Raw genomic sequence first — 23,761 nt, forward strand, 5'->3', positions numbered from 1 at the left:
TACTACCTTGTTCCCTCGACTAAAAGTTGAACTAAAACTAACGTTGTGATGTCTCTCGAATCTCTTCAAATGAACAACTGGCAAGAACGCATTAGCACCAATCCCAATATCTGTCACGGTAAACCCTGTATTACCGGAACTCGCATCATGGTATCCGTCATTCTTGATAATCTAGCTGAAGGGTTGACCCCGGATGAAATTGTGGCAGACTACCCACCGCTTACTTTGATGGATGTCCGAGCCGCGATCGCCTACGCTGCTGCACTGGCAAGGGAAGAAGAATTATTGCCCCTGCGGTAAATTCCCATGCTAATCAAACTGGATGAAAACTTGAGTGATACCCATACCGAATTTCTGAAGCAAAGGGGGTATGAGTGCGATCGAGTCACTGATGAAGGGCTTTCCGGTGCAACCGATGAGGTTGTCTGGCAACAAGTTTGTCAGGAGCGACGGTTTTTCATCACTCTCGACCTGGATTTTTCAGATGTGCGGCGTTTCCCACCCGGAACTCATCCCGGTATCCTGCTTTTGCGCCCCCGTAGTCGTAGTAACCAGGCTGTATTAGAATTGCTCTATCGTATTGTTACCGAATACCCCCTGGAATCCTTGCAAGGTTGTCTGGTTGTTGCCGATGAAATCCAAACTAGAATTCGTCGTCCTACTGAATGAGCGGTAGTTTGATGTTGGAAGTGTAGCGATCGCCCTCCAACCCCCATCTTCCAACCTCAGAACTCGACAAATCGAGCTTTGATCTCGGAACTCCGACCTCAGAACCCGAAACCTTAGGCTCAGAACTCAAAGTTTTAACCTCAGAACTCGGCACTTCGACCTTTTTGCTCCAGAATTAAAGCTCAGAACTCGGAACGTCGAGCTTTTTACTTCAACGTCCAGCTTCTGAGCTTCAACTGTCAGCCTCCGAAGTCAAATCTTCAGGCTTTGCGCTACATTGCTGCCCCTTGCGGTTGGGGCGTTCCCGCTGTAACCTTCGCCTTCCGGGTTTGCATGGTGTTATTACCCGATGCCCGTGATGCGGTTCCTGGTGCATCCAGAATTGCTAACCCCGCCATGCGAACGATCGCCCCCCACGAAACGGCTGGGAATCCAGCTATCAAGCAATTAACCGCAGGCACAACCGTCCGCATTTGTCGTTTCTGCATTTCTGCCCCTGGATATTTTTGCGTAGAGTATACTGCTCTTCATCGACAGATCACCGTCAGTCATTTCTCATACACCCTTAAGGATGGGACGAAGGCAGTGACAATCATCCCACGCCAGCCAGAGCAGCGAACCCTGGCAATATTATCTGCCCTGAGTTATCGGACGGGTGAACTCAGTTCCTATCTGCTAGAGCTTGCCCAGGGTGTGAGTGAATTGATTGGGCTGGATTGGTCAGTTGTCACCTTTTGCCAGGAGGACTGTGAACGCATCCTGGCAAGCACTATCGATTTAGGCGACTCCGCCCCTGAGGTCTATGCCCTGCACGGCAGTCTCACTGGCACCGTGGTTAAAACAGGATCTTCCTTAGTGGTAGAAGATGCCATCACCTGTGCCGACTATGGTCAGGCTCCAGAGGGCTACCGGGCTTATTTGGGAGTTCCCCTGCGACTACCTTCGGGGGCAGTGGTTGGCACCATTTGCTCCTTTCAGCGACAACCGCGCCGGTTCACTCAGGAAGAAGTGCAACTGGCTGAACTGTTTGCAGAACGGGCGGCAACGGCGATCGACAACTATCAGCTTTATCAACAGCAGCAGCAAATCAATCACCAGTTAGAGGCAGAGATTCGCGATCGCCAGGAAGCAGAACAAGCCCTGCGAGAAAGTGAAGCGCGGTTTCGGGCACTGGTAGAGCAGGCGGTTGATGCCTTCTTTTTGATTGAGAGTACGGGTCGATTTCTGGACGCGAACCAGCGGGCATTGACCAATCTGGGATATACCCGTGAAGAGTTACTATCCCTGCACGCGATCGATGTGCAAAAGAAATTTCCTGCCGGTGGGTTTGCCCACGTATGGCAGCAGATGGCGAGTGGTCAGCCTGTTAGCTTTGATGGCATTCATCAGCGTAAGGATGGAACAACCTTTCCAGTTGAGGTGCATTGTGGGTTGGTTGAGTGGGGCGGACGCAAGGTAGATCTTGCCCTGGTACGCGACATTACAGAACGGAAACGGGCTGAGGAAGCAATTCGCCAGAGCGAAGAAAAATTTCGCCAACTGGCTGAAAACATGCATCAGGTGGTCTGGATGTATTCCCATGAAGGGCAACCCCTTTACCTGAGTCCTGCCTTTGAAGCGATTTGGGGAAAATCCTGTCAGGACTGGTATGAAAATCCAGGTATTTGGTGGCAGGCAATTCACCCAGAGGATCAGGAACGGGTGCGGCAGGCGTTCTATCAGGATCAGGAAGGCGCATTTGAGCAGGAGTATCGAATCATTCGTCCGGATGGTTCGGTGCGGTTAATTCGAGATCAGGCATTTCCGATTCGAGATCAAACTGGGCAGATTTACCGGATTGCCGGAATTGCCGAAGATACTACCGAACGCAAACAGGCAGAACAGGAGATGCTGAAGGCGATCGCCGCTCTGGCAGAAGTGGGCGAGTTGGCTGCCATGATTGTGCATGAAGTTCGCAATCCCCTGACCACGGTGTTGATGGGACTGAACGCGATCAAGCGCCTGGATTTACCAGAATCCGTTCAGGAACGGCTTAATCTGTCCTTAGAAGAAGCCGAGCGCATCCGCAATTTGTTACGGGAAATTCTGCTGTACGCTAAACCCCAGGCACTTCAAAAATCAGAAATCGAACTCAATGGGTTTATCACCGAAATTCTAGAGCCGATCCGTACCATGCCCTCAGCCATGAGTCGCCGGATTGAGTTTGTCCCAGCGCCCTGTCCTCTTAAAGTATGGGGTGACAAAGATAAGCTGAAACAGGTGTTTATCAACCTGGTGGACAACGCCTGTCAGGCGATCGCAGAAGGCGAAGTCGTTACCTGGACGGTGGCACCCGATGCAACCGCCCAGCAGGCATTCATTCACATTCATAATGGGGGAGATCCAATTCCTCCTGAAATCCTGCCAAAGCTAATCAAACCGTTTTACACAACCCGGAATTCTGGTACAGGATTAGGATTGGCAATTGTGAAACGAATTGTCGAGGCACACAGTGGAGAGTTCACCATCCATTCATCGGCAGCGACCGGAACCGTTGTCACCGTAAAAGTCCCTATCGGGGGGGCGATCGCCATTCACCATCTGTAAACCAGTGATGGAGAAAATCCAGTTAGTCAGGCTCTCAGAGAGATAGAATCTTCTGACATAGCCATCGCCTTTTTGCTTAGTGCAGGGTGCAGCGGTTTCACCCTTTCTGCTCCCAATGGTTTACAGCCATTTTCATTTGGGTATGCCAGACCGAGCATTGCTTCAGTACTAACGCACGATTAAGGTTAAATAAATTAGAGATTTGATAATTACCTATTTGTTACTTCTAGTTATTGATCCTGCTTTATTTGTCCTCTATGCCAAAATTGGGGCTGTGTATTTTCCCTAGTGTTTGCAACACTAGGGCTGTAGGGAGGGGGATGAGGAGTAGTCTCCCGTAGACAATACTGGTAAACTTCTAAGTATGGAACCCATCTTCAAACTCGCATCTGCTTTAGACATAGAGAGTCTTATCAAATTGATGAGTCAGTTCTATGCACATGAGCATTTGCCTTTTGAGGAAAAGACTGCACGTTCAGCCTTACAACTCATATTTGGCAACAACTCCTATGGGCAAATCTATTTGATCTGTATAAATCAAGAGGTCATTGGCTATTTAGTGATGACATTCGGTTTCAGTTTGGAGTATGGCGGGCGTGATGCTTTCGTCGATGAAATCTATATCCAGGAGCAGTATCGAAGACAAGGTATCGGAAAGAAGGGTTTACAGTCTGCTGAAGAGATTTGTCGAGAGCAAGGTATTCAGGCATTACACCTGGAGGTAGAGCGTAAAAATACCAGTGCTCAGGCTGTTTATCGGAAAGCAGGATTTATTGACCATGATCGATATCTTTTAACAAAACGGTTGTAATACCAGTTCAATGTGAGTTTGCACTTAACAAGGGGCTTAAGCCCCCTTTCTACCAGGCGTTCTTCTGTGCAGCTTCAAAGGGAATTGGTACAAGCTGCGATCGCAGTCGTCTAACAAGGACTTGCAACGTCATAACCTCGATATCAAAGGCGGTTACGGCAGTCGAACACTGCATTGGCACGGACGAAATCTAACAGCCCTTTTTATTTGGGTATGCCCCACCGATCCATTGTTTCGCATTAATCTAAAAGCATCACCTATGTGGCACTTGTCCGAAAAACCGCTGTAAGCTACTCAGCAACATCCTATTATTTAGCAATTCAAGCGATCAGGTGATTCTATGCAATCAGGTCCAGGATTCGTGCCAACGTTTCTGTTCTATTTTGTGGGGACAACCTTTATAGCAACATTTGTGCTTTCTCAAGGGGCAGGACTGGAGGAAATTGGCAATCCCTACCAGGTGGTCATTTTGTTTGGTTTAACGGTAGGTCTCGCCAGTGCCTACTTCAACAGCCATCAAACCCTGACGCTACCAATTAAAAATCGGGGAGCCTTTCTCAAAAAGCTGAAGGAAGCCCTGAAACAATTGGGCTATGAGGAGAGTGGGCAATTGGAAGAATTTACAATTTACACTCGCCCCATACCCAGCAGTTTCTTTTCTGGCAAGCTATACGTGCAGATTGAGAAGGATGCTGCCACCATTTCGGGACGAGCCAACAAGATTCGGCTGCTTCAGAAGCGAATAGAACAGTAGAAAACTAACCCCAGCGGCTAGTATCTGAGTTGCGGAATCTTTTTCATATCGCCGCTGAATATCGCTCCAGTTGCCACGATGTTGTGCTTTGCCCGTGCCCATCCCGCTTCAAAGTTTGGTGGTGGGCACGCACGCTTTGCCCGTCCTACGCTGACCTGGGTATAGTCTTTATCGGAAATCTCCTTACCGTTCTACCGGACTAAACCCAAGTTCAATAGTTCCTGGGGCGATGCCAGCACATCAATGCCCACAAAGAAAATCTTACCTTCAGGATTCAGCAAAAACCGCCATGCCAGGTTGATGCCAACATTGCCCTCAAACCAGGGAGTTTGCACTTTTCCAGTCACTTTAATCTGGGTGAATCCTCCTTCTGCTGGCTCAGAAACCCCTTGCTCTGGCAACAGCTTGAGTCCGTAGCATTCTTCGCGCATGTAGGCGAGAATGTTCGCCTGGCCCGCGATCGGTTCCTGGAAGGGAGGTTTCAGGGCACCCTCTTCAGCAAATAAAGCCACAGCCGCCTGGAAGTCGAAGGCGTTCATATTGTCCATATAGCTAAGGACAGTCGGATTGTCGATGCCCTTAATACTGACTTTGGTGCGGGATGCAGACTTTTGAGGAGGAACCACAGGCTGTTTGACTTGGGGAGTACCACCCGATGGGGAGTATCCCATGTTGATCACTACATCCTGGAGTACGTTGAGTTGCTGTCCCCCTCCCAGTTGACGGATGGCTTGGAGCAAAGTGTCTGCCTGCTCGGAGAGTTGATAGCCTTCTGGAATGGGAGCCACGATGCCCTGTTTCATCCACTCGCTTAACTGATACCAGAAGCCCAGCTTAGCATTTGTGCCGAAAGACGAATAGGTCTGGCAGATGGGAGTGTCTGTGCGGTTGACCAGATCGCACATCACTTGCGTTTGTTCCAACCCTGGCATCTGCTTGATTTGAGTCAAGGTATTTTCCACGAATGCCATGTTGACGACCTGTATTGCAGCAGGAGTGATTGTAACTCCCATTTCGGTGTAGGCAAACCAGAGTAAAGCCAACTGATCCTCAGCACTAAGCTGATTGAAGGATTGCACGATTGTTGGAACTTCATTAGCAACTTGAGTGTCCGGGAAAATTGATCGCGCACGGTCGATAGTATATGACATTGTTAATACCTCTTAAAAGCAATATAAAGTGTTGTTCAATTCAAGGTTTCAAGTGGTAAGCTTTGCACTGATTCTGTGACAGACATGGTGGAGAATACTTTCGGTAGCTGTTTCAGTAAATGGCGTATGCTGCTTGGATGAGCGATCGCCCAAACGTTGAGACTTAGACAAACCCACGCCAGAACGAGCAAAATATAGCTTGGAGCCATCACCACCCCAATACTGAACCAGGTGAAGTTATGCAGGAGCAAGATCAAAGCAAAAACGCTAGCCGTGATCATTGCCTGCTGCACTTGGGCTTGAGAGTGAAATCGTCCTGCAAGCAATATTGTCCACAAGGTTAGTAGCAAATTGGCTGGCACTAAAATGGCACAGATGGCAGCACAATGATTACGTGAAAACTCAAACAGAAGATTAATATCAAGCATTGATCAAAATGAGATAATTACGAAAGTCTTTGGGGCGCATACTATTTTGTCAGAACCGTGGCACAACCCATTTCTCTGACAAAACACTTAGCTAAAGTTTTGTATGCACCCCAACCGTATTTACTATCTAAGCGTTAGCTTAAGCAGGCATTAGCACAGCATCAATGACGTGAATAACACCATTGTCAGCCGCCACATCAGGAGTTGTTACCGTAGAATCGTTGATCTTGACACCCTTGGAGGCATCAATTTTCACATCTGAGCCTTCAACGGTTTTAGCTGATTTCAGCTTCGTGACATCAGCCGCCATTACTTTGCCGGAGACGACGTGATAGGTCAGGATTTGCTTCAGCTTAGGAATGTCCTTAAGTAGTCCGTCTACTGTGCCCGCTGGTAGTTTGGCAAAGGCTTCATCAGTCGGTGCAAAGACCGTAAATGGACCTGTGCCCTTCAGGGTGTCAACCAAGCCAGCAGCTTTGACGGCAGCAAGCAAAGTGTTGAAAGAACCAGCCTTAACAGCAGTATCAACAATGTCAGCCATATCGTTCAACCTTGTTTTGCGGAAATGTGTACAAGCCCTAGCCTGACACTCTGCTGTTGAAGATCAGGTTTTAATTAGCGTCTGAGTTGTCTAAGTTGCCCTAAAACATTCAAAAGGTATAGACAGCAATAACCTTGAAACGCTTTCATCCGTTACCAGAAGGAATTTATACCTGGACAGAAAGCTCTGACGGACCTTGTTCTCACAGGCTGAGTCTGGAAATACTGCTTGAAAGGTTCTGCCTCTGTAAGCGCTAGAGGCAGCGCCTCCAGGTTTGCCATTCCCAGGCTTCATAAACAATGGTCAATTGAGCGAACACTGCGGATTCATCCTGACGGCTTGTCCAACTCCACGTATCAGTAAGCAGCCCGTAAAGGGTAGTGGCTGAATCAGTTTCCACTCTGATTCACACTGCTGAAGGTCTGGAAAGGAATTAGTGATTAGTGATGAGAGGATGCCCACCGCAACCCTATGACTCAAAACTAACCACTCAGAACCAACCATTCCTGATTGGACAAAGGTTTAACCGGGTTTTGACTCATGCCGTCTACAACTTCTCGCCTTTCTGTTGTTGCTCTCAGTACGTTGGCATCTCTGGTCGCTCAAGAGTTAGCCCGTACTGCCAATGTTACCCCCAGTACCCTGGCATCCCTTCCTGAGTCTGGTGACCAGAAGGGAATTCAACCCCTGGCTGCGGCGAATCCAGAACTGACGAAACCGATCGCCTATCCAGAGACTCTGCCCACTCAACCAAAGGCAAACAGTCAAAAAATCCCTGACTGGTTAAATAATCCTCCCCCAATCGCCACTTCCCAATCTGCTCAACGCGAGAATCCAAGCGCCATCCAACCCGCCCAGATCCCAATGACGACGGGTTCTAGTGGGATATTACCCATCCCCCTGCTGCCACCACCGACCATCCATCCGCCCCTGCAAACGGTCGATGTCAGCAATCTGCCTATTGATACCTTTGTGGCAGCTTCCTTACAGCAATCTGCCAAGCAGGTAGTGACTGCTACCCAGCCCAAAGCCGCTCAACCTGCGGCACGGAAAACGACGGCACCCAAAACCGCTGCGGCAACCAAACCGTCTCAGCCCCAGGCAAAATCAACTGCCAAACCTGCCACCTTACCGGATATTCAGAACCATTCCGCCCAAAAGGCGATCGAGGCTCTGTTACAGCGGGGTATTGTCCACGGCTCCCAGAATGCGAGGTTTCGTCCCAACGCGCCCGTTTCCGACATTGAATTCAAGATTATGCTGCGGAATGCCTTTCAGCGCAGCCCCGAAACCGTCGCCACGATCCAAAGACCTCAAGATGTCGTCACCCGAGCAGATGCCGCGGCGTTCATCTATAACCAGTTGCAGCGGGCAGAGAGCATTTCCAAGGCAAAAACAACCCTGGATGACCTTGCCACTGCACCCGTGATTACTCCAATGGCAGTCTTCACTCCTGAAACAGTCGCCCTGGAAAAAACGACCCTCTCCCAATCCTCCCCTCCCTCCTTCTCCCCCTCCCCCCCTTCCCCCCAAAAATCCTCCACACCCCTCCCCCCCTCTCCCCTGCTCTCTCCTGCTCCCCAGGCAGCACCCTCCAGGCAAGCCAGCGCCCTACCACCCCAGGGACTACCCGCCCCATCCTTAACTCCAGCACAGGAGGACTACACTCTGGGAGCTGGCGATCGCATCAAGGTCGAGGTGTTTGGGGTGCCAGAATATAGCCGCGACTACCAGGTAGCCGTCAACGGCAACCTCAAACTTTACCTGGTGGGCGATCTGCGGGTTCAGGGGATGACTCTAGCCCAGGCAGAGAAGGCGATCGCTGCCCGTTATGCTCGCCTGTTGCAGCGAATTAAAGTGGATGTCACGTTGACTGCACCTCGCCCCATGAACGTGGCGATCGCGGGCGAAATTAGCCGTCCTGGCTCCTATACCGTGACCAGTGCGGAGGGTGCCCAGTTTCCCACCATTACCCGCCTGATTCAGCAGGCAGGCGGTTTAACCCAGTCCGCCAACCCCAACGTGGTCTACATCCGCCGCCCCCAGGCAAATGGCACCAACCAATTGATTACAGTTGACTTGTGGGACTTGCTCAAAACTGGCAACATTCGTCAGGATTTAGCACTCCGAGATCGGGATAGCATCTTCATTCCCGCGGCTGACCAGATTAACCCAGCCGATGCCGCCCAGCTTGCCGCCGCCAACTTTACTGCCAGTGCCAGCCAGCCGATTAACATTGCGATCGTCGGCGAGGTCGCCCGTCCCGGACCCTACGTGCTGTCTAAAGGCAGCGGCGCAGCGGCGGGTGGCGCAGCGGCGGGTGGTGGAACTGGCACGGGGGGTGGACTCGTGACCGTCACCCAGGCAATTCAGCAGGCAGGCGGAATCACCGCCCTTGCCGACCTGCGCAATGTTCAAATCAAGCGCACCACCCGCTCCAGTGAACCCCAGTTGGTTACCCTCAACCTCTGGGACATGCTGAAAACTGGCGATTTAAGTCAGGATCTGGTGTTGCAACAGGGCGATACGATTACGATTCCGACCGCAACTGCAATCAATCCAGCGGAGTCATCTCAGCTAGGTGCTGCCAGCTTTGCACCAGATACGATGCGGGTGAATGTGGTTGGGGAGGTTGTGAGTCCCGGTTCGGTTCAGGTGCCACCCAATACGACCCTGAACCAGGCACTTCTGGCAGCCGGAGGATTCAACAACAAACGGGCTTACAAGAAGACCGTAGAACTGATCCGGTTGAATCCCAACGGCACAGCAACCCGACTTTCCATCCCTGTTGATCTGTCACGCGGCATTGACGAGAACAATAACCCCATCCTGCGGAATAACGACATCATCATCGTCAATCGTTCTGGACTCGCCCGCTTTACCGACACCCTGGATACCATCCTGACTCCGGTTAATCGGCTCCTGCCGTTCTTCTTGTTGGGGCTGTGAGAGTTGGGAGTTGAGAGTTGAGAGTTAAAAGTTAAAAACAGTAAAGATGGATACTCAGCCAAATCTTCACTCCTTGAAAGCATTGCCTGGAAACGGATTGCCCGTCCCAGCACCCCCACCTCAGTTTGATGCTGGTTCAGAGGAGGGGGGATTTAATCTGGACAACCTGCTGGGCACCCTGCGTCGTCGATCGCTGCTACTGGCAGGGGTTGCGATCGTGGTTACGTCCTTTATGTGGTATCGGGCACTAACCCAAACCCCGTCCTACCAGAGCGGCTTTCGGTTGCTGGTAGAACCAGTCACGGCTGAAAATACCCTGCAAAACTTGACGGACACTAACACTTCAGCGCGACAGTTCAAACTGGACTACGCGACTCAAATTGAGGTTTTGCGGAGTCCAGAACTGCTGCAACCGATTGCCAACCAGGTTCAGAAGCAATATCCCGGGTTCAGTTACGGCGAATTGATTAGTAATCTCGCCGTATCCCAACCCAAGGGCACCAAGATCCTGGAAGTCCGCTACGCAGGCTCTGACCCCCAAAAAGTGAAATATGTACTTGATCAGGTGTCTGAAGGCTATTTAAGGTATAGCCAGCTAGAACGACAAACCAACCTGCGGCGGGGGATTCAGTTTGTTGAGGAACAAGTTGCTAAAGTGCAGGAGCGGGTTAACACCCTGCAAATATCGCTTCAGACCTTTCGCCAACGGAATAACTTTATTGACCCCGACTCCCAATCTCAGCGAGTCTCTACGCAGATTACAGCCCTGGAGCAGCAACGTCTGGAGGTGCAAAAACAACTAGCGGAAGTCCGTTCGACTTACGACAGTTTACAGATTGAGCCAGGAGCCGTTGCCGCCCTGGCGGCATCCCCTTCCTACCAGGGTGTTTTAGGGCAAATTCGAGAGTTGGATAGCAAAATCGCGATCGAGTCTGCCCGGTTCAGGGAGGGCAATCTGGCGTTACAACTTCTCGAAGACCAAAAACAACAGCTAGTTCCCCTGCTGCGTCAGGAAGCTCGCCGATCGCTGGGCAATAAGCTGGCGGAAGTGGAGAGCCAGTTGCGGTTGTTGGAAGTCAGGCAACAGGCGATCGCCGACGCTGAACAATACTGGACTCAACAGTTCAAACGCCTGCCTGTGACCTCCCGCCAGTATACCGACCTTCAGCGAGACCTGCGCGTTGCCACTGAAAGCCTTACCCGGTTTCTGGAAACCCGTGAAAATCTTCAGGTGCAGGCAGCCCAGCAAGAAGTGCCCTGGCAACTGATTGCGGCTCCTGCCCTGCCCGGTGCGCCCCTATCCTCCGTTGGACGGGATCTGCTGATCGGTGCCCTGGCAGGGCTTGCCCTGGGGATTGCGGCGGCAATGCTGGCTGAAAAACTGGATAACACCTTCCACTCCACTGAAGAACTGCGGAAGCAACTGAAACGCCCGATTCTGGCAATCATTCCCTTTTACGAAGCGGTGCAACCGGAACCCAAAGCGCCCTCCAAAATCAAGCACCTGTTTCAGCCTGGTAGACTCAAGCACCTGGTCCGGGGACGGCGCAAGCCCCCCACTTCCCGCACAACCTCCATTTTTCTGGAAGCATTTCGGTCCCTCCATGCCAATGTGAGGCTGCTCAGGGCGGATCCTCCGATTACTACCCTGGTAATCAGTTCCGCCTTACCGGGCGACGGCAAGTCAACGGTTGCGATTAACCTGGCACAGGCAGCGGCATCAATGGGTCAGCGAGTCCTGCTGGTGGATGCAGATATGCGCAAGCCTCGGATCAGCACTCGGTTAGGGATGCCCAATTCGCGTGGGTTAAGGGACTTGATTGAAACCAACATTCGCCCCAGCCAGGTGATTCAACAGTTCCATCGCTCCAATCCAGACGAGTTATCCGACAATCCTCAAATTTTGCCGTTTGGGGCAGAAAACCTGTATGTTCTAACATCGGGAGAAGTGTCCTCGGATCCCGCCAAACTCCTCTCCACCCAGAGAATGCAAGACTTAATGGAGCATTTTCAGACCGTGTTTGACTTGGTCATCTATGACGCTCCCCCCTTGCTCAACCTGGCAGATAGCAGCCTTCTGGGTGCTCATGCAGATGGGATGATATTGGTTGCTGGACTGGGCAAAACTGATCGCGCTGCCCTCTTGCAAGCACTCGAAACCTTGAGGCTGGCACGGATTCCAGTTCTGGGCATTGTGGCAAATAACTTGCGGAGTGCTACTTCAGCCGCCGTCAAGCACTACTATTACCAGACGTGACGCTCCGCCATTGAACCTATCTTGCTCTCCCAGCGGCAGCAGCCAAAATGATGGTGGTTTTACCGACCAGCCCTCAACACCTGCTCAGCCGTCAGTTTTAGATTTGGGAAGGTGGGAGAAACGATGGTCTGATCGCCTCGAATTTGCTGAATTTCGTACTCGCCATTCACTAGCGTGCAGATAGAGAGGGTGGGTTGCTTGGGCTTTCCAATCTGTCGCGTACCCCCTAATCCTGCATAGTCTGCGATCCAATATTCAGGAATCCCCAAAACTGCATAATCTTCGACCTTACGGGCATAATCATTTTGCCAGTTACTACTAACAACTTCCGCCACAAATTTAATCGAACTGCCCAGCGTCAGGATTGATTGGTCAGACCAAAGCGGTTGTTTGGTCAGTTCATCGCGATCGACAACGGCAACGTCAGGTCGAAATGCGGTCATACCAATACCAGAAGGACGCAATAGTCCTTGCTGAAGGACAAACCAGGGTAGGGCTGTTCCGTCGATCTGGACACAGATCTTTGCGGTAATGAAGGCTGCGACTTCGACCTGCGGACCTGTTGGTTCCAAGTCGAACACCTCTCCATCAATCAGTTCGTAGCGGTTATCGCCACCATAACGGGCGAGAAACTCCTCAAAGCTGAGAGATTTCTGTTGTATTGGTTGGTCGTTCGGTTTTGCTGTCCCAGAGGGAATCGCGATCGCCATAGGTCAACTTAGCCCAATCAATGCCTTCAGCCTACCAAATCAAATATGTAATGCATAACAATCGTGTAAGGTGTTATTCAGTTGCTCATCTCTTCATTTCTATATAGCCTCGTAAATCCGTTGTAAGAGCGGGAGGTTTTGTGAGAAAGGGTGCCTGCGTAATCTTTTTTCACAATCCAAATAGGATCGCTATAGCCAATCCTACTTTTGCCTTTCTTGCTGTCAATCTGCTTAAATAAAGCGGAATCTCCTATGCCTTTTTTGCCTGCCTATGTCTGAGTCTACCGCCTCATTGAATCGCCTCAGTCAAGCACTCAACCAGATAATCGTTGGTCAGGAAGGGTTAGTGCAGCAATTACTGGTTGCGCTGCTGGCAGGTGGTCATGTCATTTTAGAGGGCGTACCCGGAACGGGTAAAACCCTGACCGTTAAGCTGATGGCGCATCTGATTCAGGGGGATTTTCGGCGGATTCAATTAACCCCCGACATTCTGCCATCGGACATTTTGGGGACGAATGTTTTTGACTTTAATACCCGCAACTTCACCCTCAAAAAGGGACCGATCTTCACTGAAATTCTGTTAGCGGATGAGATTAACCGTACCCCGCCTAAAACTCAGTCAGCCCTGCTGGAGGCAATGGAGGAGCAACAGGTGACGCTAGACGGGGAAAGTATGGCACTCCCCGATCTGTTCTGGGTGATTGCCACTCAAAACTCGCTAGAGTTTGAAGGCACCTATCCCCTACCAGAGGCACAACTGGATCGATTTTTATTTAAGTTGTTGGTTCCCTACCCAGACCCAGCGGCAGAGAAACAAATGCTGCTAAACAGTCAGGCTGGGTTTCAGGCACGGCGGTTGGATCTGGGTAAGTTGAAGCCAATGGCAACGGTGGAGCAAATTTTGCAGGCGCGGCGGGTGGCGCGATCGCTCACGGTTCAGGAATCGGTGATGGATTACCTGCTGGCAATCGTTCAGCGCACCCGGCAACATTCTGACCTGGCTTTAGGCGCGTCTCCCCGGTCTGCGGTATTGTGGCTGCAAGCAAGCAAAGCCCATGCATGGTTGCTGGGACGGGAGTTTGTCACCCCTGATGATGTCAAAGCCGTTGCCCAACCCTTACTGCGCCACCGTTTAATTCTGCGACCCGAATCTCAACTGGATGGGCTGATGGTCGATTCCTTAATTGAGTCCATTTTGAAGCAGGTGCCTGTACCGAGGTAAAGCATGGTTCCTACCAGCAGGCTATATGGATTGCTGTTGCTGGGTTTGGCGATCGCCATTCCATTCGGTATCCTCTGGCATCAGGCACTTCTGACCATTGCTTTGATCTTGCTAGGCTATGATGCGTTGATTCTGGGACTGGCAGCCTGGGACAATCAGCAAACCAAACAATGGCGGGTAGATGTCCAACCCCAGCCCCTGCCCCGTCTATCGATTAATCGGGATAATCCCATTACCCTATCGGTGCGATCGGGGTACTTTCCAGCCGACCTTCAAATTCGGGATGGCTATCCCCCGGAACTGGAGGTATCTGCACCTACCCTGACTGCCCAACTCTCCAGCCATGATACGCAAGAACTAACCTATACCGTTCGCCCCCATCAGCGGGGAGAGTTTCGCTGGGGGGCAATTCAGGTGCGGCAGCTCAGTCCCTGGCAGTTGGTATGGCATGGTTGGCAAGTGCCTGCTGATCGCACCGTCGCGGTATACCCAGACTTAATTGGGCTGCGATCGCTGTCGATTCGCCTGACCTTGGAAACAACTGGCTCTATTCGTCGTGCCAAACGATTGGGCACTGGTACCGAATTCACTGAACTGCGGAAGTACGACATCGGAGACGACCTCCGGTTTGTAGACTGGAAAGCCACAGCACGCCGAGGGCAACCCCTGGTGCGGGTGCTGGAGCCGGATCTGGAGCAGACCTTGATTATTTTGCTGGATCGGGGACGGCTGATGACCGCCAGAGTCAAGGGGCTTTCCCGCTTTGACTGGGGCTTAAATGCCACCCTATCGCTGGCATTAGCGGGACTTCACCGGGGCGATCGGGTCGGGGTGGGGGTGTTTGACCGCCAAATTCACACCTGGATTTCGCCCGAACGGGGGCAACACCAGCTTAATCGGCTGATTGAACGGCTGGCACCGATTCAGCCTGTCCTGTTGGAACCTGATTATCTGGGGGCAGTGACTGCCCTGGTGAATCAACAAACCCGTCGGGCACTGGTCGTTTTAATTACCGATCTGGTGGATGCCACGGCTTCTGCCGAGTTGCTGGCAGCCCTGGGTAGACTAACACCGCGCTACTTGCCTTTCTGCGTCACCCTCCGCGATCCCCAGGTAGACGAGCAGGCACACACCCTGACCCAAACAGTGCCAGCCACCTATGCCCGTGCCGTCGCCCTGGATTTGCTGACCCAGCGCCAGGTTGCCTTTGCTACCCTGAAGCAGAAAGGAGTCCTGGTTTTAGATGCCCCGGCTGACCAGATCAGTGAGCAACTCATCGATCGCTACTTGCAAATCAAAGCCAGAAATCAGATATAGCGAGCCTATTTGGACTGTGAGCAAGGATTCCCGTAAAATTCTTTCTCACCCAGCCTCTTATTTTCACCAATCATGGGTAACTGCTATATGAACAAGGTGTTGGCTGGTTATACTCTCACACAAGTCATCCATGAGGAAGCCAGTACAACGACCTATGCTGGAATTTGGCAACCGGAAGGGCAATCCGTTGTGCTTAAAGTACCCAGAGCGGAATATCCCTCGCTGGAAGGACTGACTCAGTTGAGACATGAATATAAAATTCTTCAAGCAATCAATATCGAAGGGGTAATTAAACCCGTTGCTTTAAACAGCTACCAGAACAGTTTGATCCTGGTTCTGGAAGGCTTTGATGGGATTACCCTACAGCAATTTTTGCAGCAGCAATCTCTTCCGATTCATCAATTCCTTCAGATTGCTGGGCAATTGGTGGCTATTCTGGCTGAACTTCACCAAAACCAGATTGTTCACAAAGATATTAATTCGCAAAACATCCTGATCAATCCGGCAACGGGTCAGGTCAAGCTGATGGGGTTTAGTCTTTCATCTCGGCTATCCCGCGAAAATCCAACGGTGGATAGTCCCACCTTACTGGACGGCACCCTTGCTTACCTGTCCCCAGAGCAAACCGGACGGATGAACCGGGTGATCGACTACCGCACTGACTTTTACTCTCTTGGTGTCACCTTTTATGAAATGCTAACCAGGCAATTGCCTTTTCAGTCCACCGATGCCCTGGAACTGATTCATTGCCACATTGCCAAAACCCCTGTTCCCCCCAACCATTTGAATCCTGAAATTCCCCAGGCGATCGCCGACCTGGTGATGAAACTGCTGGCAAAAACCGCTGAAGATCGCTACCAAAGCGCATTAGGACTGAATGCCGATCTGGTCACATGCCAGGAAAGATTGCAACCAGATGGCAAAATTACCCCATTTGCGATCGGTCAACTAGACTGCTCCAGTCAATTTCTAATTCCACAGAGGTTGTATGGTCGGGAAAAAGAAGTGGCAACCTTACTAGCCGCATTTGATCGCGTTAGTGCCGGTGCAACCGAAATCATGTTGGTCAGCGGTTATTCCGGCGTGGGCAAATCCTCCCTGGTCAACGAAGTTCATAAACCGATTGTGCGGCAGCGGGGTTACTTCATTTCTGGGAAGTTTGATCAGTTTAAGCGCAACATTCCCTACGCTTCTCTAATCCAGGCTTTTCAGGAGTTAATGCATCAAATTCTGACAGAAAGTGATGAAAAAATATCGATTTGGAAAGCCAAACTGCTGGATGCCTTGGGGACGAATGGTCAAATCATCATTGATGTGATTCCCGAAGTTGAACAAATTATTGGACCGCAACCTGGAATCTCCCAACTCAGCCCATCGGAGTTGCAGAACCGCTTTAATCGGGTTTTTCAACAATTCATCCACGTTTTTAGCCAGCCCGAACACCCGCTGGTGGTCTTTCTGGATGACTTGCAGTGGGCAGATTTGCCTTCCCTGAAGCTGCTTCAACTCATGGTTACGGGTTCCCATAGCCAGTATATTTTGCTTCTGGGAGCGTACCGCGACAATGAAGTGAACGCGACCCATCCCCTGATCCAGACCCTGGAGCAAATTCAACAAACGGGAGCGATCGCCAATCATATCGTCCTGCAACCCTTGAAAATTAGCCATGTCAATCAGTTAATTGCCCATACCCTGCATATTGATACCCATACAACCCAACCCCTGACGAATTTAGTCTTTAAAAAAACTCAAGGGAATCCTTTTTTTCTGACTCAATTGCTCAAATCTCTATACCAGGAAAACTTACTATCGTTTGACTTTAATCAAGGTTGCTGGCAGTGGAATCTCGGTACTCTACAGGAAATTGACATCACTGAGAATGTGGTTGGGTTAATGGTTAGCCAGATTCAAAAGTTGTCAAAGAAAACACAAACTGTTTTGAAATTAGCCGCCTGTGTTGGGGATAAATTTACCTTAGATGTTTTAGCCATCATCAACCAAAAATCCCAGTCAGAAACCGCAAGAGATTTGTGGGAAGCACTCCAGATGGAGTTTGTGGTTCCGTTAAATAATTCCTATAAAATTCCCCTTGTGTTTGACCAGGAAATCGTAGATAACCAGCAAGATTTAGATTCGATCCCTCAGTTGAAAACTCAGGTCGCCTATAAATTTTTGCATGACCGTGTCCAGCAAGCCGCTTATTCCCTGATTTTAGAATCTCAAAGGAAAGAAACCCATCTAAAAATTGGTCAACTACTCCTACAAAACACATCTGAGGATGAGCAAAAGGAAAATATTTTTACTTTAGTTAACCAACTCAATTATGGGATAGATTTGCTTTCTTCTGAACAACAGAAGTACCAACTGGCTGAATTAAACCTGCTGGCGGGTCAGAAAGCCAGGGCATCAGCCGCCTATGATTCTGCTTTGCGATATCTCAATATTGGGCTGAAGTTACTGGGCACAACTAGCTGGCAAAATCACTATGAACTGACCCTGGCTATTTATGAATCAGCGGCAGAAACTGCTTATTTGAATGGTGATTTTGAACAAATGGAACAGTGGTCAACGGTTGTGCTGCAAGCGGCAAGAACCCCCAGCCACAAAATGAAGGTTTACGAAGTCAAGATTCAAGCTTGTATGGCACAGCTCAAGCAACTGGCAGCCGTCAAAATTGGACTACAGGCGCTAGAGCAACTGGGCGTGACACTGCCAGAGTCCCCTGAGATTTCAGAAATTCAGCAAACACTGACCCAAACGGCAACTAATTTAGTGGGGAAAAGTACTGAAGATCTGTTTAATTTACCGCTGATGAGCGAAGTCGAAAAGTTAGCAGCTATACGGATGTTGACCAGTATGGGTTCTCCTTCCTACCAAGCCGCGCCTACCCTATTCCCCCTGGTCATTTGTGAGCAGGTAAATTTATCAATTCAGCATGGAAATTCTCCATTTTCTGCCTATGGTTACGTGTGTTACGGTGTCATTTTAAATGGTTTTTTTCAAGATGCTGAGTTGGCTTATCAGTTTGGTCAGTTAGCCCTGCGGCTAGTTGAACAGTTTAATGCTTTAGACCTGAAAACCAGTGTGTTTTACGTAGCAGGATCATGCACTATTCATGGAAAAGTCCATGTCAGAGAAACCTTATCCCTTTTACAGGAATCTTACTCCAGTGGATTGGAGAATGGGCAATTTGAATATGGTTGCTATGCGGCTGCCCAAAAATGCCAGTATTCCTATTTTATTGGACAGGCACTTCCCAGGGTTGAACGAGAAATGGCGGCAATCAGCGAGTCTTTAGCTCAACTGAAGCAAGAAAACACCTTAAGTTGGAATCAGATCTTTCACCAGTCTGTGCTGATCTTGATGAAGCCCTCTGAACACCCTGCCTGTTTGGCAGGTGAAGTGTACAACGAGGAGCGATCGCTGCCTTTGCTTAAAAAAGCAAATGATAGAACTTCGTTGCACTACTTTTATTTAAACAAACTGATCCTCTGCTATTTATTTGGCGAATATCGTCAAGCCGTGGAAAACGCTGCTCAGGCAGAACAATTTTTAGATGGGGTCAAAGCATTTCTGGCGGTGCCAGTGTTTCATTTCTACGACTCTCTGGCACAACTGGCAGTGTATTCATCCCTATCCCCAGATCACCAGGAAGCTCTTTTGAACCGAGTGGTGAGTAATCAGGAGAAGATGGGGAAATGGGCGGCAAGTGCGCCGATGAATTTTCAGCACAAGTATGACTTGGTGGAAGCTGAAAAGTCGCGGGTACTGGGTCAGTATTGGCAGGCAATGGAGGGGTATGACCGGGCGATCGCGGCAGCCAGGGAGCACGGCTACATCCAGGAAGAGGCGCTGGCAAACGAACTGGCAGCCAGGTTTTATCTTGCCCAGGGGCGGGAAAAGATTGCCCAGGTGTATCTGGTGGAGGCTCACTATGGTTACTTGCGCTGGGGCGCAACCGCCAAAGTGCAACAATTAACCGAGCAATATTCCCAGATGCTTGCGCCAGAGGCTGGGGGAACCCTCCTCAGCCCTAAACCATTTGCAACGACCAATACTTTATCAACTGACCGTTCCAGCGCGCTTGATTTAGCCACGGTGATCAAAGCCTCCCAGACCCTTTCAGGTGAAATTGTGCAAAGTAACCTGTTGGCAAAATTGATGCAAATTGTGCTGGAAAATGCAGGGGCAGAAAGGGGCTATCTGTTGTTAGAAAAAGCAGGACAGCTTTTGATTGAAGCATCCGGCGGCATGGATACGGATGAAGTGACTGTGAAGCAATCAATTCCTGTAGAGACAGGTGGAGCGGGCGATCGACCGCTGCTGCCCATTTCTATCATCAACTATGTGGGCAGAACCCAGGAACCTGTTGTTTTAAGTCATGCAACCGAAGCAGGAATTTTTGATAGCGATCCCTATGTGGTCAATCAGAAGCCAAAATCAATCCTTTGTCTACCGATTCTGCATCAGGGCAAGCTGACCGGCATTCTCTATTTAGAGAACAATTTGGTGACTGGAGCGTTTACCCCCGATCGCCTGGAACTCCTACAACTACTTTCAACCCAGGCGGCGATTTCAATTGAAAATGCGCGGCTCTATTCCGATTTAGCCGAGGTGAATCGAACCCTAGAAGTGAAGGTGGCAACTCGAACCGCTCAGCTTCAGGAAAAGAATCTGGATTTGCAGCAGGAAATTCGTGAGCGCCAGCGGGCAGAAGAGGCGGCTCAGGTGGCAAACCGTGCCAAAAGTGAGTTTCTTGCCAATATGAGCCATGAACTTCGCACCCCCTTAAATGGCATTTTGGGCTATACCCAAATTCTTAAAAGAACGGAATCTTTGACCGAACAACAGAAAAATGGCTTGGGTGTGATTCATCAGTGTGGCGAATATCTGCTGACCCTGATCAATGATGTACTTGACCTGTCCAAAATTGAAGCTCGCAAGATGGAGCTTTATCCGAATACATTTTCCTTGTCTAAGTTTTTAAGCAATGTGATTGAAATCTGTCAGATTCGGGCTAGCCAGAAAAAAGTTCCGTTGAACTATCAAGTGCTTTCCCCCTTACCCGAATTTGTTTGGGCAGATGAGCGACGATTACAGCAGGTGTTAATAAATCTTCTGGGCAATGCGATCAAATTTACTGAAACTGGCAGCGTCACCTTTAAGGTCGGAACCGTTGCCAGTTTTGAACCCACCGCTTTACCCGACGCTCCAGACCACCAACCAGCCTCCCATTCTCCACCGACCAGCTCCGTCAAAATTCGCTTTCAGATTGAAGATACAGGCTCAGGCATTCCACCCCAACAACTGGAGCAGATTTTTCTTCCCTTTCATCGCGCCGATGAGCACATCCGTCAGACGGAAGGAACCGGGTTGGGATTAGCCATTAGTCGTCAATTAGTGAAATTGATGGGTGGCATCATTGCGGTCCAAAGTACGGTAGGAGAAGGGAGTAGATTTTGGGTAGATGTGGATTTGGTCCAGGCAGTTCAGCCCAGCGATCGCGAACAATCGATTGGTCGCATCATTACCGGCTACCAGAGCGATAGCGCTTCGCGCGACGAAGTCGTTCGCCGCACAATTCTGGTTGTCGATGATAAAGATCTGAATCGCTCAGTCCTGGTTCACCTTTTGAAACCACTGGGATTTACGGTGATTGAAGCTACCAATGGACAGGACGGGTTAGAGAAAGCCTTGGAATTTAAGCCAGATGCCATTCTGGTTGATTTGGTCATGCCGGTGATGGATGGGTTTGAAATGACGCGCCAGATTAGAATGGAATCTGCCCTCAAATCAGTGATTGTGATTGCCATTTCAGCCAGTGTATTTGAGTTTGATCAACAGATGAGCCAGGAAGCTTGTTGCAATGATTTCCTGCCAAAACCCGTGCAGGAATCCATCCTACTAGAAAAGCTACGGGTTCACCTGGGACTGAAATGGACCTATGGGGAGGATGCAGATCTCCCGACACCGAGAGCCACGGAAATCGCCCGATCGTTTCTCTCGCCATCGCTGCGGGCAGCAAATTCCCATCCCCAGGAGCAACCGTTGTCCCGGTTCGAGCAAGCTGGATCGGTTATGTCCTCGGTTCCCCCTGCCCAGGAACTGGCTCAATTGCTAGATCTGGCACTGATGGGCGATCTGAAAGGGGTAGTCGAAGCCTCTCTGCGACTGAAGCAAATGAATCCGCAGTGGACCCCTTTTGTGACCCAGTTAGAGCAGCTTGCCAGAGGCTTTAAGGGGAAACAGGTGATTGAGTTGATTCAACAATGTCAGATACAGGAATGAGGATTGATACGACTGCAAAACAGACGATTTTGGTGGTAGATGACACCCCCACCAATCTGGAGGTGCTGTTTGATTTTTTAAGCAATTCGGGTTTCAAAGTCCTGTTTGCTGAGGATGGGGAAAGTGCGATTCAAAAAGCGGACTATGCAGCGCCTGATCTAATTTTGCTGGATATTTTGATGCCGGGCATCGATGGGTTTGAAGCCTGCCGTCGGCTGAAGGAACGGGAGTCTACTAAAGCAATCCCGGTGATCTTTCTCACGGCTCTGACCGACACGGTGGATAAGGTCAAAGGGTTTGCGGTAGGAGCAGTGGATTTCATTACCAAACCTCTTCAGTGTGAAGAAGTGCTTGCCCGCGTTGAGACTCACTTGAAGTTGCAGGCTTTGACCCGTCAGCTTCAAGCCCAAAATGCCCGGTTAGAATCTGAGATTCAAGAACGCCAGCAAGTTCAGGCAGAGTTGCGCCGCAGTGAGGAGCGCTTTCAACTGATTGCCCAGGTGACCAATGATGCCATTTGGGAATGGGACTTGCGCACGGGCAAGGTCTGGTGGGGTGAAGGGATGCAAACCTTGTTTGGCTATGCCGCCGATGAACTGGAAGCCACCTATAGCTGGTGGTATGAGCGGGTTCATCCAGAAGACCGGGAACGGGTCATTGCCACGACCCAGGCAGCCCTGCGGAACAGCCAATCTCTCTGGCTCCAGGAATATCGGTTTCAACGGGCAGACGGTTCCTATGCCGATGTCTCCGATCGCGCCTATACTACCCGTGATTCCCAGGGAAACCCACTGCGATTGTCGGGTGGCATTACAGACATTACTCAGCGAAAACAGACCGAAATCGTTCTGAAACAGCAGCAGCAGCGATCGCAGTTGTTCGCTGATGTAACCCTCAAAATTCGCCAGTCACTTCAACTGGAGGAAATTCTCCAAACCTCTGTGACTGAGGTATACAAAATTTTGAATGCCGATCGAGTCTTGATTTACCGTCTCTGGTCCAATGGCACCGGCAGCGGGGTGGCTGAAGAAGTCTCTCCTGGCTTAACCCAAATACTGGGGCAAACCTTTCCAGAGGAGGTTTTTCCAGAAGAATCCCGGCAAGAATACCGCCAGGGAAGGATACGCCAGGTTACCGATGTCGAGCAAGACAGTCAAATTCCGCCATGCCTGGTTCAATTTGTCCAAAGCTTTCAGGTCAAGGCAAAACTGGTGGTCCCGATCCTGGCAAAGGATGACCTCTGGGGTCTGCTGATTGCCCATCAATGTCAGACCCCCCGACTATGGACATCGTTTGAGGCTGATCTACTACAACAACTGGCAAATCAGATTGGGGTAGCGTTGACTCAATCACAACTGCTGGAACAGGAGATCGTGCAGCGTCAAGAATTGGCTCGTTCTAATACAGATCTGCAACAGTTTGCCTACATTGCTTCCCACGACTTACAGGAACCCCTGCGTATGGTAACCAGCTATCTTCAACTGCTGGAGCGTCGCTACAAAGGCAAACTGGATGCGGATGCCGATGATTTTATTGCCTACGCCGTGGATGGGGCGATCCGAATGCGGCGGTTGATTCATGACTTATTGACCTATTCCCGGATTGGCACATGCGGACAAGCCTTTGAATCGGTTAACTGTACTACCGTTGTAGAGCGGGCGATCGCGAACCTCAAAGTTGCGCTTGAGGAAAGTAACGCTATTATCAAATTTGACCATCTGCCTGATCTGATGGCAGATCCGACCCAATTAATTCAACTGTTCCAAAATTTAATCAGCAATGGAGTTAAATTTCGTAGTGAAGCAATTCCCTTAATTACGATTCAAGCGGTGCGGCAGGAGGATACCTGGCTCTTTTCCATTCAAGACAACGGAATTGGCATCGATCCCCAGTATGCCGAACGCATCTTTGTCATCTTTCAGCGTCTAAATAACCGGGTCGATTATCCTGGAACAGGTATTGGTCTAGCCGTTTGTAAGAAAATTGTTGAACGCCACGCTGGGCGCATTTGGATCCAGTCTGCACCGGGTAAAGGGTCAACCTTTTACTTCACTATTCCAGAAGGAGGGAAGCCCTGA

17 protein-coding genes are annotated in these 23,761 nt (G+C 50.2%); 11 read left to right on the forward strand and 6 right to left on the reverse strand.

Annotation, left to right across the window (positions count from 1 at the left end; genetic code table 11):
* The first annotated feature begins 48 nt into the window (after window positions 1–48).
* From AC1S52_RS19775 to AC1S52_RS19790, 4 genes are all read left to right on the forward strand, one after another.
* Complete coding sequence (locus AC1S52_RS19775) at window positions 49–300, forward strand: DUF433 domain-containing protein (protein ID WP_482030763.1); 252 nt, start codon at window positions 49–51, stop codon at window positions 298–300.
* 6 nt (window positions 301–306) lie between these two features.
* The gene (locus AC1S52_RS19780; protein ID WP_482030764.1) at window positions 307–669 is read left to right on the forward strand and encodes a DUF5615 family PIN-like protein; all 363 of its coding nucleotides are present in this window, start codon (window positions 307–309) and stop codon (window positions 667–669) included.
* Between the two features lie 333 nt (window positions 670–1,002).
* Window positions 1,003–3,255, forward strand: coding sequence for a PAS domain S-box protein (locus tag AC1S52_RS19785; RefSeq protein WP_482030765.1), 2,253 nt, complete (start codon window positions 1,003–1,005; stop codon window positions 3,253–3,255).
* 364 nt (window positions 3,256–3,619) lie between these two features.
* Window positions 3,620–4,066: a GNAT family N-acetyltransferase gene (locus tag AC1S52_RS19790; protein WP_482030766.1), complete on the forward strand. Its 447-nt coding sequence runs from the start codon at window positions 3,620–3,622 to the stop codon at window positions 4,064–4,066.
* A gap of 49 nt (window positions 4,067–4,115) precedes the next feature.
* Here AC1S52_RS19790 and AC1S52_RS19795 read toward each other — a convergent pair whose 3' ends face one another.
* Window positions 4,116–4,241: a hypothetical protein gene (locus AC1S52_RS19795; RefSeq protein ID WP_482030767.1), complete on the reverse strand. Its 126-nt coding sequence runs from the start codon at window positions 4,239–4,241 to the stop codon at window positions 4,116–4,118.
* Between the two features lie 165 nt (window positions 4,242–4,406).
* On the opposite strand from AC1S52_RS19795, the gene AC1S52_RS19800 reads away from it, so the two are divergent.
* The gene (locus AC1S52_RS19800) at window positions 4,407–4,820 is read left to right on the forward strand and encodes a hypothetical protein (RefSeq protein WP_482030768.1); all 414 of its coding nucleotides are present in this window, start codon (window positions 4,407–4,409) and stop codon (window positions 4,818–4,820) included.
* 191 nt (window positions 4,821–5,011) lie between these two features.
* Here the strand turns inward: AC1S52_RS19800 and AC1S52_RS19805 are convergent, their stop codons facing one another.
* The 4 genes from AC1S52_RS19805 to AC1S52_RS19820 all read right to left on the reverse strand — a co-directional run bounded on the left by AC1S52_RS19805 (window position 5,012) and on the right by AC1S52_RS19820 (window position 7,340).
* Window positions 5,012–5,971 (reverse strand): orange carotenoid protein N-terminal domain-containing protein, encoded by a 960-nt coding sequence (locus AC1S52_RS19805; protein ID WP_482030769.1) that lies wholly within the window; start codon window positions 5,969–5,971, stop codon window positions 5,012–5,014.
* A gap of 35 nt (window positions 5,972–6,006) precedes the next feature.
* The gene (locus tag AC1S52_RS19810; protein ID WP_482030770.1) at window positions 6,007–6,399 is read right to left on the reverse strand and encodes a hypothetical protein; all 393 of its coding nucleotides are present in this window, start codon (window positions 6,397–6,399) and stop codon (window positions 6,007–6,009) included.
* A 139-nt stretch (window positions 6,400–6,538) separates the two neighbouring features.
* Window positions 6,539–6,940, reverse strand: coding sequence for a fasciclin domain-containing protein (locus AC1S52_RS19815; RefSeq protein WP_482030771.1), 402 nt, complete (start codon window positions 6,938–6,940; stop codon window positions 6,539–6,541).
* 253 nt (window positions 6,941–7,193) lie between these two features.
* Window positions 7,194–7,340 carry a hypothetical protein gene (locus AC1S52_RS19820; RefSeq protein WP_482030772.1) on the reverse strand — a complete coding sequence of 49 codons (147 nt, stop codon included), beginning with the start codon at window positions 7,338–7,340 and terminating at the stop codon, window positions 7,194–7,196.
* A gap of 140 nt (window positions 7,341–7,480) precedes the next feature.
* Here AC1S52_RS19820 and AC1S52_RS19825 point away from each other — a divergent pair, with 140 nt between their 5' ends.
* Both AC1S52_RS19825 and AC1S52_RS19830 read left to right on the forward strand, forming a co-directional pair.
* Window positions 7,481–9,889 (forward strand): SLBB domain-containing protein, encoded by a 2,409-nt coding sequence (locus AC1S52_RS19825; protein ID WP_482030773.1) that lies wholly within the window; start codon window positions 7,481–7,483, stop codon window positions 9,887–9,889.
* Window positions 9,890–9,935: 46 nt separating this feature from the next.
* Window positions 9,936–12,146 carry a GumC family protein gene (locus AC1S52_RS19830; protein WP_482030774.1) on the forward strand — a complete coding sequence of 737 codons (2,211 nt, stop codon included), beginning with the start codon at window positions 9,936–9,938 and terminating at the stop codon, window positions 12,144–12,146.
* 59 nt (window positions 12,147–12,205) lie between these two features.
* On the opposite strand, the gene AC1S52_RS19835 is transcribed toward AC1S52_RS19830, so the two are convergent.
* The gene (locus tag AC1S52_RS19835; RefSeq protein WP_482030775.1) at window positions 12,206–12,856 is read right to left on the reverse strand and encodes a Uma2 family endonuclease; all 651 of its coding nucleotides are present in this window, start codon (window positions 12,854–12,856) and stop codon (window positions 12,206–12,208) included.
* A 271-nt stretch (window positions 12,857–13,127) separates the two neighbouring features.
* On the opposite strand from AC1S52_RS19835, the gene AC1S52_RS19840 reads away from it, so the two are divergent.
* From AC1S52_RS19840 to AC1S52_RS19855, 4 genes are all read left to right on the forward strand, one after another.
* Window positions 13,128–14,078, forward strand: a complete 951-nt coding sequence (locus tag AC1S52_RS19840; protein WP_482030776.1) for an AAA family ATPase — start codon at window positions 13,128–13,130, stop codon at window positions 14,076–14,078.
* A 3-nt stretch (window positions 14,079–14,081) separates the two neighbouring features.
* A complete protein-coding gene (locus AC1S52_RS19845) occupies window positions 14,082–15,395 on the forward strand; it encodes a DUF58 domain-containing protein (protein WP_482030777.1) in 1,314 nt (437 codons plus the stop codon).
* Window positions 15,396–15,482: 87 nt separating this feature from the next.
* Entirely contained in the window at window positions 15,483–21,683 is a 6,201-nt protein-coding gene (locus AC1S52_RS19850) for a hybrid sensor histidine kinase/response regulator (protein ID WP_482030778.1), read from the forward strand.
* Complete coding sequence (locus tag AC1S52_RS19855) at window positions 21,665–23,761, forward strand: response regulator (protein WP_482030779.1); 2,097 nt, start codon at window positions 21,665–21,667, stop codon at window positions 23,759–23,761. Before AC1S52_RS19850 ends, AC1S52_RS19855 begins: the two co-directional genes overlap by 19 nt.

This window comes from Kovacikia sp. CALU 1929 (assembly GCF_056784235.1).

Coding starts and splice junctions, on each gene's coding strand:
- AC1S52_RS19775 (WP_482030763.1), top strand. CDS start 49: ATGTCTCTCGAATCTCTTCAAATGAACAACTGGCAAGAACGCATTAGC.
- AC1S52_RS19780 (WP_482030764.1), top strand. CDS start 307: ATGCTAATCAAACTGGATGAAAACTTGAGTGATACCCATACCGAATTT.
- AC1S52_RS19785 (WP_482030765.1), top strand. CDS start 1,003: ATGGTGTTATTACCCGATGCCCGTGATGCGGTTCCTGGTGCATCCAGA.
- AC1S52_RS19790 (WP_482030766.1), top strand. CDS start 3,620: ATGGAACCCATCTTCAAACTCGCATCTGCTTTAGACATAGAGAGTCTT.
- AC1S52_RS19795 (WP_482030767.1), bottom strand. CDS start 4,241: ATGCAGTGTTCGACTGCCGTAACCGCCTTTGATATCGAGGTTATGACG.
- AC1S52_RS19800 (WP_482030768.1), top strand. CDS start 4,407: ATGCAATCAGGTCCAGGATTCGTGCCAACGTTTCTGTTCTATTTTGTG.
- AC1S52_RS19805 (WP_482030769.1), bottom strand. CDS start 5,971: ATGTCATATACTATCGACCGTGCGCGATCAATTTTCCCGGACACTCAA.
- AC1S52_RS19810 (WP_482030770.1), bottom strand. CDS start 6,399: ATGCTTGATATTAATCTTCTGTTTGAGTTTTCACGTAATCATTGTGCT.
- AC1S52_RS19815 (WP_482030771.1), bottom strand. CDS start 6,940: ATGGCTGACATTGTTGATACTGCTGTTAAGGCTGGTTCTTTCAACACT.
- AC1S52_RS19825 (WP_482030773.1), top strand. CDS start 7,481: ATGCCGTCTACAACTTCTCGCCTTTCTGTTGTTGCTCTCAGTACGTTG.
- AC1S52_RS19830 (WP_482030774.1), top strand. CDS start 9,936: ATGGATACTCAGCCAAATCTTCACTCCTTGAAAGCATTGCCTGGAAAC.
- AC1S52_RS19835 (WP_482030775.1), bottom strand. CDS start 12,856: ATGGCGATCGCGATTCCCTCTGGGACAGCAAAACCGAACGACCAACCA.
- AC1S52_RS19840 (WP_482030776.1), top strand. CDS start 13,128: ATGTCTGAGTCTACCGCCTCATTGAATCGCCTCAGTCAAGCACTCAAC.
- AC1S52_RS19845 (WP_482030777.1), top strand. CDS start 14,082: ATGGTTCCTACCAGCAGGCTATATGGATTGCTGTTGCTGGGTTTGGCG.
- AC1S52_RS19850 (WP_482030778.1), top strand. CDS start 15,483: ATGAACAAGGTGTTGGCTGGTTATACTCTCACACAAGTCATCCATGAG.
- AC1S52_RS19855 (WP_482030779.1), top strand. CDS start 21,665: ATGTCAGATACAGGAATGAGGATTGATACGACTGCAAAACAGACGATT.